Annotated in this window: 2 protein-coding genes; both read right to left on the reverse strand. The window is 61.1% G+C overall.

Going from position 1 to position 12108, the window contains the following annotated elements:
- Position 1: 1 nt before the first annotated feature.
- On the reverse strand, positions 2-11695 hold the full coding sequence (locus HX792_RS23525; RefSeq protein ID WP_256349889.1) for a filamentous hemagglutinin N-terminal domain-containing protein: 11694 nt from the start codon (positions 11693-11695) through the stop codon (positions 2-4).
- 33 nt (positions 11696-11728) lie between these two features.
- A partial coding sequence (locus HX792_RS23530; RefSeq protein ID WP_218172776.1) for a ShlB/FhaC/HecB family hemolysin secretion/activation protein occupies positions 11729-12108 on the reverse strand: 380 nt, incomplete at its 5' end.

Genomic DNA, 12108 nt, shown 5'->3' on the forward strand with positions numbered 1-12108 from the left:
CTTAATGCACCTCGGTGATTTTTACGGTAACGCCCTTGCTGCGCCCGTATTCAATCGCTTTATTAATCTGTTCCCACTGAGTGCCAGTCGTGGCTTTAGGAATTGCCACTTGTACTTCACGAACAGTGATTTGATTGGCATGTAATGTCACGTCCTTCAAACCAGTCTCAACAAAGTTGGCGGCCGCATCAATATTCCCCTTGAGCGAAGAATAGATCTGGCGTGGATTGGCCAATTTTGCAGCCGTTGTCGTATCAAGTGTTTTGGCGCTTGTTGCGACACCGGTCGCTTCATCGAAGAAATCAAACGTCTTGAAGTTCGGCGGCCGACGGGTACCTGCAGGCAGTTGCGTTTCCAGATAATCTTCCCAAGGCATGCCTTGTAATTTATTACCCTTACCCCACTCGATGCCTGTGGTAGCGCGGTCTACCGATCCGCCCGGGCCTTTTACGCCCCCCCCTCCTTTGGCCGCATTAAACGCCGCAACGCCCAATCTGACTGCAACGACAAGCGCTGCAGCACGCTCAGGAGAAAGACCATACTTGGAGGCCAAAAGCTCTGTCACTGTACCCGATGTAACGCCTGCCAAGTCATTCTGAAAACCATAATTTTCGGCAATCAGCATGTTAAGCATCGTCGCAACCGCAGGAGGAGCGTTGGCAGCCATGTCCTTGAATCTAGCCGCGTCAACCTCAGCGTCGTTGACCAGCTTCGAGATACGTGCGCAGGCGTTTATGTCATCCGCGCAGGCGACGAAGGCCTCAGCCGTCTGCTTCACGCTCAGATCGTGGTATTTCGTGTAACCATCTTCCGCACATTTTGTGTCGTCACCGCACCCTAAAAGCTCCTTGGATGCCCGCTCCAGATCCGAATGGCTCAGATAGTTGTACTGAGTGGCGTTGGCCGCGATGTTAGCTGCGATTTCCGGATCGCCGCCCGTCACTACAGCCGCCAGAACCCCCAGCAGCTGAGACATCGCCATCAAGTTGAGTTGAGCCTGTTGATCGCCAGGTTGATTCGGCTTGTAGTTCGCTGGCAATGCCAACTCCGCAAGGTATTGCACCAGTGCTTCGTTGGCGCCGCCTGCCAAGGCACCTGTCTGGAAGTCGCCCCCCATGGCCATCGACTTCAAGCCACCCAGCAACGCATGGGCAGCAATCTTGGTGGGGCTACCGTCAACCAGATTGGTGTTACCGATCTGTTTGGCGGCCACGGCGCCGGCAATACTGATCACCGAGCCCAAAAGGTTGTTGGCAAAGTTATCGCCCAGACTGCCGCCGTTGAATGCGGTCTGCACGACCGTTTCGGCGCCGGTCTTGAGAACGACCTGGCCCACGCTGTTCCAGTCAAAACCCAAGGTGGTCGGGTCGTACCCCATTGCCCCACCAATGCCGCCCATGAAGCCCGAGACGACATAACCTTTCATTGCGTCTTTGCTGGTGATGTCTTTGAGCGTGCCGCCGAGGTTGCCTTTGTTACTGATCACACTGTTGACGGCTTTATTCATGACCGCCGCCAGCACGGCATCGGCAAACCCACCGGCAAACGTACCGGCGCTTGCCCCTACCATGCCGGCACCCAGGCCCGCACCGCCGGTGACTACCGCCAGCGCGATCGCCAGCACCACCTGAGCGGCGGGGCCAAGCCCCGAATGGGAATACTTGAAGTGGGTGTGAATTTCTTCGACGCGGCGCCAGTCCACATCACCGCGTTTCTCCGCCTCTGCCAGCCACGCCAACTGCGGGTCGGCAGCAACCATCGCTTTGATAGCTTGGTGGACGGTCTGTTGGTTGATCTGTTTGATATCGATGTTCAAGCCGTCAACGGCATTGATCACCAACTGTCCCTGAGCCGTCATTTGCGTCTGACGTACCGTCTCGTCGGTGTGCCCCTTACCCGACATTGAGGTCCAGGCCATGCTGTTCTTGGACTTCTCGTGACTCTCCTGATTCAGGTCCTTCACCGCCTCAAAGGTGATTGCACCGCCACTGTCGATGATCAAATCTTTGCCACTGTTGAGCTTGGCCACCTGATAACGCTGGTCACCACCGCTGATCAGCGTCAGATCACTCCCCGTGGTGATCTGGGTGCCCACGTTGACGGTTGAGGTCACTTCATCGCGCTTGGTCTGCTTGCGCCCCCAACTGCCCTTGTCCTTTTTGTCATACAGCGAGTAATCGGTGTCCTGGGCCGCCAGTACGTCCAGTTTTCCAGCCGCTACCAGGTACGCCTCGTTGCCGGCATTGATCCGACTCGAGATCAGTTCCATATCCTTGCCGGCATTGAACGTAACGTCTTGCCCGGCGCTGATGACACTGGAAACTTGTTTGACGTGGTCTTCCTGCGCCGTGACCTTCTTCGACTTGGAATACGAATGGCTTTCGTCGGCAGCCGAAGCCACCGTAAGGTTTGCGCCTGCGTCAAAATCGATGTTGCGGTTTGCCTCTATTTGGCTGGCAACCACCGCCAGATCACGCCCCGCCTGGACAGAGAGGTCACGCCCCACCGTTACATCCGAGCCGTACTGGGTAACGCTGTTGCTCTTGGCGCCAGCCACCACGCTATTGTGCTGCTCAGCAGCGCCAATAATGGCATCCCGGCCCGCGGTAATCTTAGTGTCACCGCCACTTTGCAACGTGCTGCCGGTGCTGACGAAATCCCGCGCGGCCTTGATGGTCAGGTCGTTCGCCGCCTCTATCCGAGCGCCGCTGTCGGCATACTCGTTGTGCCCGCTGTACCCTTTGTAATTGACGTCATTGCCCACCACCGTGCGTTGGTTGATCACATCGCCGGCGACGGCGGTCATGGTGATGTCACGCCCCGCGATGACACCGCCCGCCTTATTGACAATGTCGTTACCTGCCAGCAGATCCAGGCGGTTACCAGCCTCGATCAAACCGCTGTTCACCAGATTGTTAAACGCAGTGGCAGAAAGGTTGTTGCTCGCCCGTAACGTACCGGCGTTATTCAGGTCCTTACCGGCAATCAGCGTGACATCCGCGCCCTGAATCAGCGCACCGTTCGGTGCCAGGCGATTGGTGGCCTGGGCCAGGTAAAGCACCGGCACCAGGACCTTCTCGCCATTCACCTCATGCTCTTCGAGCCAGACGATATCGTGAGTCAGCGCCGCGACCTGCTGGGAGGTCAGGCTGACCCCCACCGACAGGTCGAGTTGTTGCTTGCTCTTGATGGCGTTGTCCATCAGGTACTTGTAAAGCGCTTCGTCGGAGGTCTGACCATCGATGAAACGTTGACCGGTACGTTCGACCACCGCCTGCTGGATCAGCTTCTGTTCATAGAAACCGTCGCCCAGGCGTTTGGCGCTTTGATCAGGGTTGTAGCCGAGGTTCGCCAGCAGATAGTCCGAACTCATGAACTGCTTGAGGTCGGTGAGTACCGGGTTGGTTTCGATCAGGTACTTCTGCGGATTGGACCGGCCCGAGGTGTCCGGCAGGCCCTGCACGCGAGTGATGACCTGGCTGCCCACCGGCGAAACAGCACCCGCCTGTCCTGGCAACTGGACACTGCCGGAATCACCCGGGGCGCTGACAGTGATCACACTGCCAGAAACACCGCCGCCCGTGGCCTGGCGGTTAGTTTGTTCGAGTTGAAGCGTGCTCGCAGCGATTCGCGCCGCGTCGCTGAACTGCAGGTTGCGCGCCTGGATATCGTCCGCACCCTGTTGGCGCTGGGCATTGCTGACAGCCGCGCTGCCCATGCTCCAGGTCTGAGGCCCGGCACTGGTTTGGCTTGCCTGGGTTGCAGAACCGCCCTGCCCACTCAGGCGGAACAGACCGTTTTGTCCGTCGGGCAAGCTAAAACCCCGGGACGCCACAGGGTCCACCCGCTGTTGCGCCAGGTTCGGCGGCAGTTGTGGGTTCAGGTAGACGACCGTGGGCTTGGCCGCATTGCCGACTTGCGCGCCAGTCCCGCTCTTCGTCGTCCCGGTGAACTGGGTATTGGCGTGCAGGTTACTATTATCGAGGGTGTTCTTGGCGTTGATCTGTATCGCCTGCCCGGCCTGGACCACCGAAGCCACACTGCCGCCACCGGCGGTAAACACCTTGTTGTCACTGTTCAGGGTGCCAGCCAGGATGCCAGCGGGGATGGCCACATCCGGCCCCTGGCCGAATTTGGTATTCACGGTCTTGGTTTTTTGCTTGCCGTAATCGGTGAGCTCGACGTGAGTCCCGCCTTTGTCGGGTTCATGCACGGTCTGATGGTATCGGTAGACGTACTGGGAATATCTTTGCGCGTAGGCGTCCAGCGCTGCGTTCGCGTAAGTTTTTCTATCAAAGATATTGGGCACGCCGGTATAGACCCGGTTACGGGTGAAGTTGCCGGCCTCCAACCCCAGGTTCTCGAAGGTGTCCACGTTCAGGCGAATATTCTTGCCGGCGGAAATCGTCGAGGCGGTGTTGGAAAAACGACCGACATCGCCATCAATGTTTCCGGCCACTGCCAAGCTCGCTCGCGCGCCGCTGATGGTCGACTCCGAGGTGTAGTTTTCGGCGATATAGAACGTATTGCCGTTAAACGTGATATCGCCCGACACCAGCCGTTCTTTGCCGATAACCCCTTCGGTCTTGTTGTTGAAGCTGTTGGCCGACAGCGAGAAATCCCCGTCGACATTGATCGAGGACGCCAGGTTGGTCACGCTGTTGGCGCGACCGCCGTTGAGACCCGAGATGTTCAGGTTGCCGAGGCTGTAGACATTGCCGTTGTTGTTGGTGAAGTCATTGACCAACAAGCCCATGTTGCGGCCGCTGAAGATCAGGCCGTGGTCATTCACCAGCGTGGGCGTCTTCAGCGTCAGGTCCTGGGCCGCTCCCAGCGTGCCGGTGTTGCCGATGCTGTTGGCGGTGACCGTCATGGAACCGTTGGACGTCAGGCGCCCGGCGTTGCTCAAGCCACCGGCGTTGATCGTGGTATCGCCACCACCGGCAATGGTCGTGGTTGCGCCCAGGTTCACCTGGGCCGCGCTCAGCCCCAAGGTGCCGACGCTGCTGTAGCGTCCGCTCCCGCCGTAGGTACCGGCCAGCGTCAGGTTCGCCGTGCCGTCACTGGCGATCAACCCATCGTTGTTCCAGTTGCCGCCGTTGCCGGTCAGGCTGTCGGAGGCCAGCAGTTGTCCGCCAGCCGTCTGGTTGAGCGTGTTGACGTTCACCGTCAGGCGCCCGGCCTGGATCACGCTGCTGTTGGTCCAGCTGTCCGCCGTGAGCGTCAGGTCACCACGGGTAACCAGGCTGCCGCCGGCATTGGTGATATTGGCGGTACTGATATCAAAGGTACCGTTGCCCACATGCAGCAGGCTGCCGCCGAGGTTCTGGAAGCTGCTGGCATTGAGGGTCAGGTCGCTGTTGGCGGTTTCCAGCTTGCCGTTGCGGTTGTCGAACAGGCCGCCGATCTGAAAGTCAGTCTTGCCAGTGGTGCCCAACGCACGGATCTGGCCGGTCTGGTTGTCGAGGCTGGACGCGCGCACGCTCAGGCTGCTGTCGCTTTCAATCACGCCGAGTCGGTTGTTCAGCGCGCCGTTGAGGCTGAGGTCAACTCGCTGGCCTGCGATCTGCCCGTCGTTATCACCGCTGTTGTCGAAGTTGTTGCCACTGACCTGAACCAGGCCCTTGGCGTACAGGCCGCCGTTGCGGTTGTCGAAGTCACCGGTGGTGATCAGGGCATCACCGCTTTGCGCCGCAATCCGCCCGCCGTAGTTGTCGATCCCGCCCAGGGCGCTGAGGTTGAGGCGCTGGGCCTGAACGATGCCGCCCTGGCGATTGTTGTTCAGGTCGTAGCCGTTTTTCAGCACGCCGACGATACGCGCGTCGACGGCGCCCTTGACGCTGGCGAGGATGCCGCCACGGTTGTCGAGGTTGGCCGCGCTGACGCTCAGGTCGCCATTTTGGGAGATCAGCTTGCCGCTCTGGTTGTCGATATCGCCGCTGACCGTCAGGTTCAGTGCACCTTGCCCTTGCAGGGAACCCTTGCCGTTGGCGAGGCTTGCGGCGTCGACGCGCACGTCGCCATTCTGGCTGTAGATCAGGCCGTCACTGTTGTTCTGTACGGCACCGGTGCTGCTGATCACCAACTTGTCGTTGGCCGCGACGGTGCCGCGATTGCGGTTATCCAGGCCTCCGGTGAGCAGGCTCAGCAAGCCTTGGCTGACCAGTTGGCCGCCCTTGTTGTCGACTTGGCTGCTGCGGCTGATGACTAAAGGTCCGCCGCTGGCGAGCTTGCCGTCGCTGTTGGTCAAGGCACCGAGCAAGTCGAGGCTGACCGCGCCCTTGCTGCTCAGCGTACCGTTGCGGTTGTTCAGGGAGGTGCCGGTAAAATCCAGCGCCTGCTGTGCGCTGATGCTGGCGCTGTTGTTCAGGGCCATGGCGCGCAGTGTCAGGGTGGCGGCGCTGTCGATGGAGCCGCCCTGGGCGTTGTTCAACACACCGCTGACCGTCAGGCGCTGGGCCGCGCCACTGGATAGCATACCGGCGCTGTTGTCCAGGCTGGCCGCGTTGACGGTCAGGGCCTGCTGGCTGACCAGCAGGCCGTCATTGCTGTTGAGCAATGCGCCGCTGAGGTTGACATCAAGGTTGCCGCTGCGACTGGACAGTTTGCCGCCGTTGCGGTTGTCCAAACTCCCGCCGTTGACGGTCAGCCCCTGCCAGCCAGAAACCAGGCCGTTCCCGTTGACCAGGCTGTCGCCGGTCACGCCCAACTTGTCGCTGCTGATCAGCTTGCCGTCGCTATTGTCCAGTGTGCGTGCGGTGAGGTTGAAGCTCTGGCTGCTGGAGAGTTCGCCGCCCCTGTTGTTGAGGTCGCGCAGACGGTTGATCGTCAGCGGGCCCTTGGCGTTAAGCAGGCCGTTGCGGTTGTCGAGATCACCACCCGCCAGGTCGATGCGGATGGCCTGGTCGCCGAGCAGGCGACCGCCGTTCTGGGCGAGGGCGCCAAGATTAAGGTCGATATCGCCCTTGGCCGACACTTCACCACCGTCGCCGGAATCCAGGCTGTTGGCGTTGATCGTCAGGCCGGCCTGGCTATTGATCAGGCCCTTGGCGCTGTTGTTCAAGGCCATGGCGTTGAGGGTCACGCCGCTGACACCCAGCAGGCTACCGCCCTGGTTGTCGAGGTCGGCACTGCCGACGCTGAGGGTTTGGGCTGCGTTGATCAGGCCTTGATTGCGGTTGCTCAGTTGACCGCTGGTGGTCAAATCCAGATCGCCACGGCTGGTCACGGTGCCACCGCTGTTGTCGAGGCTGGCGGCGCGGATATCGAGCGCGGCAGCGGCAATCTGGCCCTTGAGGTTGCTCAGTGCCTGATTGATACGCAGGGTCACGGCCTGGTTGCTCAGCAATTTGCCGTTGCTGTTATCCAGGCTGTCGGCGACCAGTACAAAGGCCTGGGCACTGGAGATTTCACCCCCCTGGTTATTCACGCCCTTGAGGTTGTTGAGCCGCAATGACGGCGCGTTGATCAGGCCATTCTGGTTGTTCAGTTGGCCGTTGTTCAGGTCCAGGGTCAGTGCCGTGTTGCTGAAGAGCTTGCCGTCCTGCTGGTCGAGGCCGGTAACGCTGGCGACCAGCGCCTTGTCGCTGCCGATGCGGCCGTTCCTGTTGCTGACCTGCCCTGCGGTCAGGGTCAGGCTGTCGCCGCTGCTCAGGCTGCCGGTGTTATTGTCATAGGCACCGGTAGTGACCGTAACCGCACCCTTACCACTGATAACACCCAGCTGGGAATTGTCGAGACTGCCACTGTTCAACTTGATGCCGCTGTCACTGACCAGGCGTCCACCGCTGTTGACCAACGCGCCGTTGGCCTTGACGTTGAGCGCCCCGGCACTCGACAGGCTGCCGCCAGTGTTGGTCAGGCCAGCACTGGTGGTATCCAGTTGGCCTTCGCTGCTGATCAGGCCACGGCTGTTGTCGAGATCGCCGCCGAGGGTGACGCGCAGGTCTTGGCCGCTGACCAGTTGACCCTCGGTATTGTCGAACGTCTGGCCGTCCAGCGTGACGCCGGTCTTGCCCTTGAGCAGCCCCAGGTTACGGTTGAGTACCTGGGCCATGTCGAGTGTCAGGGTGGTATCGGCAAGGAGCTTGCCGCTGTCGCTATTGTCCAGGCGCTTGCCGGTCAGGCGAATATCGGCGCTGCTGGAGAGTTCACCGCCACGGTTGTCGATAGCGTCGACATCGAGTGTCAGCGCTTTTGTCGCCCCTACCAGACCGTTCTGGCGGTTATCCACGGAGGCACCGTTCAGGGCCAGCGCGCCGCTGGCGATGAGCTTGCCGTTGCGGTTGTCCAGAGCCGCGATATTCGCCGTGACGTCGGCCTTACCGGAGACGGCACCATTGCTGTTATCCAGGCTGTTGGCAGTCAACAGGATCGCGCCGTCACCCACCAGGGTACCGCCCTGATTGATAAACGCCCCACTCACTCCCAGGTCGACCGCAGCGCGGCTGCTGATCAGGCCCTGGCTGTTGTCCAGGCTGGCGCTACGGCTGTCCAGAGAAGCCGCGGCCACCTGGCCCTTGATGTTGTTCAATGCCTGATCGATACGCAGGGTCAGGCCTTGGTTGCTCAACAGCTTGCCGCCGCTGTTGTCGAGGCTTTTAGCGGCCAGCGCAAAGGCTTGGGCGCTGGAAATTTCGCCTCCCCTGTTGACCACCTCGTCGAGATTCTTGAGCACCAGCAGCGGGCCGTTGATCAGGCCACCGCTGTTGTCCAGGCGGCCGTTGTGCAGGTCCAGGCTCAGTTGGGTCTTGCTGAACAGCTCACCACCTTGCTGGTCGAGGCCGGTAAGGCTGGCGGTCAGGTCCTTGGCGCTGGCAATACGCCCGGAAGCGCCGTTGTTGACTTGGGTGGCCGTCAGGTCCAGGCGGTCGTCGCTGGTCAGCCGGCCTCCCTGGCTGTTGTCAAGGGTGCCGGTGGTGACGCGGGTCGCACCCTGGCCGCTGATCAGGCCTTTGTGGCTGTTGTCGAGGCTTGTGCTGGCGAGTACCAGCCCCTGGTCTGTGAGGATCGAACCGCGTTGATTGAGCACCACTCCAAGGCTGTTGATCGACAGGTCATCGGCACTGCCGAGTTTGCCGGCTGTGTTATCCAGGCTGCCAACGTTGAGGCCCAAGGCACCTTCGCTGCTGAGAAAACCGCTGTTGTTGAGCAGCGCACCATCGAGGCGAATATCCAGGCCTTTGAGCGCGGCGATAGTCCCGCCGCTGTTATCCAGGCGGGTGCCGTTGAGGTTGACACTACCCTTGGCGAACAGACGGCCCTGGGTCTGGTTGATCACGTGCGCCACGGCGACACCAAGATCGGTTTCGGTCAACAACTTGCCGCCATCGCTATTGTCCAGGCGCTCGCCGCTGACACTCACACTGCTGCGGGTGCTGGACAGCTCGCCGCCACGGTTGTCGACCTGTTCGACCTGGACGGTCAGGCCCTGGGTGCTGGCTACCGTGCCGCCGTTACGGTTGTCGAGATTTTTGCCGGTCAGCAGCAGAGAGCCCTGGGCCACCAACGCCCCGCCCTGCTGGCTCAGGCTGTCGATGCGGGCTTCGAGGTCGGCCTGGCTGGCAATACGGCCCAAGGTGTTAACCACCTCCTTGGCCTTGAGATTGACCGGGCCGACCGAGCTGAGCAGGCCGCCGCTGTTGTCCAGACGGACGCCTTCAAAGCCGATGGCCGCCTTGGCAACCAGGTTGCCCTTGTCGCGGTTGTCCAGTTGATCGACCCGCAGTGTGAGGTCCTTGTCGGCCTGGATCAGGCCGCCACGGTTGTCCGCCGAAGCGCCGCGCACGGTCAGGTGGTCCTTGCCCGCCAGGCTGCCGCCGCGGTTGTCCAGGCTGCCGGTGTTGAGTTCGATGCTGCCCGTGGCGCGCAGCTTGCCCTGCTCACGGTTATCGAATGCATCATGAACCGTGGCATTCAACGTGCCGTCCGCCGCAAGCACCGTGCCCGCTGCGCGGTTGTCGAGGCTGGCGGCGACCAGGGTTAAAGCTTTGCCGGAACCTAGTGTCCCGGCGTGGTTGTCCAAGGCGCCGCTGAGGTCGATGCTCAAGCCCAGGTCGCCGGTGATCTGCCCCCGGGTATTGTCCAGGCTGAGGCCTTTCAACGCGACCAGGGTTGAACTCGACAAGGTGCCGTCACGGTTATTGATCGCGCCGCTGGCAGTGAGACCGAGTCCCTTTTCAGCCGCGATCAAGCCCGAGGTGTTATCGAGGCTGGCGACACTCAGGGTGACATCGGCCAGGCTGGAAATTTCCCCGCCGCGATTGCTCAGCTCGCCGACGTTAGCCACTAGGTCACCGTTGCTGGCGATCAGACCGTCCTGGCCGTTCACGGCCTTGTCGGCAGTCAAGGTCAGGCTGTCGGCGCTGAGCACCCGGCCCTTGTTGCTGTTGTCGAGCCTGCTGGCGGTGACGACAACCTGCCGTTGCCCGCTGAGGGTGCCGCCCCTGTTGTCCAGCGTCTGGGTGGTGGTGATGTCAAGGTCACGGCTGGCGAGGATGGTCTTGCCGAGGTTGCTGAGGCTTTGCGCGTGGAGGCTGACATCGCCCTCGGTATTGCGGGTGTTATCGAGATTGACCCCGGCTTCGATGATGCCGTTGTTGGTCAACTGGCCGCCGCTGGCGAGGGTGATGCGGTCCTTGGCGACAAGGTTATTCTGGCTGGTCAGGTCGCCTCGGGTGTTGATGTCCAGCGTGGTGCCGGCGTAGACCGGTCCTTTGGCTTCCAGGCTGGCAGCCTTGACGTTGACGGAACCGGTCGCCGAGGTTTCCACCAGGCTCAAATGACCATTGGCATCCAGCTGCATGTCGCCGCCACTGGCGAGCATCTTGCCGTCGAGCTTTACCCCCACACCGGCTTCGCTGCTGACCAGTTTGATTGCGCCAGCATACATACCGCCCAACGCCGAAGAGTCGATGGCCAGTTGAGGGGCGGTCGCCGGGTCAGCGGCACGCGCCGTAGTTTTCAGGGTCTTGGCATCGACGTCGTTGGCGCCGGCGATAATCGTCAGGTTCTTGGCTTGGATCTCGGCATTGAGCTTGGCCGAGCGGGTGATGATTTCGAAGCGGTCGATATTGTTGGCGTTAAGCCCGGCGCCTTCGATGGAGACGCTGCCTTGATCGACCTGATAGCGACCGACCTGGCCGTTTTCAATCACCGATTTACCGGTGGTCAGCGTCGCCTGCGGTGTGTTGATGAATCCGCAGCCGTTGCAGGTGATGCCGTAGGGGTTGGCGACGATCACATGAGCGGATTGGCCCGCCACTTCGGTGTAGCCGCGTAACTGGCTTGGGCTGCCGCCGTTGACTTCATTGAGGATGGTGCTGGCGGCGCGACCGTTGAGGTTGCTGTTGCCAAGGATGATCCCGCCCAGTTGCGTGGACTCGGTGCGATTCGTCGCGTTGTTGAGAATGAGCCCGTTGGCGCCAACGTTGTAGTCCTTGAACTGGTTATGCGACAGCCCGCTGGCATTCGGCGCGGCGATATTGACGATGGGCACGCCGTTGCCTGCCTGGCCGAGCGTCGTTCCCGGCGCGCTGACCACAACACCGTCTGCCTGGGCCAACAACGGCTGCCAGAACATGGCGTTGGCCAGCACCAATGCCAGCCCGCGTTTGGGCAGCCCGAGGAAGGTGGATCGGTTTTTCAGGGCTGCAGAAGGCTGGCGCGCGAGGAAAGCGAACTGACGAACATCCATGTCGTGTCTCGATGCCCAGAGGGCGGTAAAGATTTAAAGGAAGAAATCCAGGCGGAAATAGATTGGCGCTTCACGCTCGGTGATCGGCCCCGGTCTTTCCAAAGAATGTGCAAAGGTCACCGTGGCGGCGACGTTCTGGCCGCGGGCAAACAGGTCGACCGAGTTGCTGCTCATGCGCCCATGCTGCTCGGCGTTGTAACGGCCGTGGCTGATCACGCCCTGGTCGTAGCCAAGGCTGGTGCCGTACTCGCTGAACACCGGTTGCAGCCAGGCCCAGGTCACCGGGCGGCTCCAGCGCAGGTCGTTGCGCCAGTAACCGCCGCTGTCGCCGCTGAGGGTCTGGTCCTTGTAGCCACGAATCGACGACTGCCCGCCCAGGCTCATGCGCTGCGGGCTGAAGAGCACGTCTTCGC

The sequence above is a fragment of the Pseudomonas sp. B6002 genome, from assembly GCF_013385985.1.
Classification (GTDB): Bacteria; Pseudomonadota; Gammaproteobacteria; order Pseudomonadales; family Pseudomonadaceae; genus Aquipseudomonas.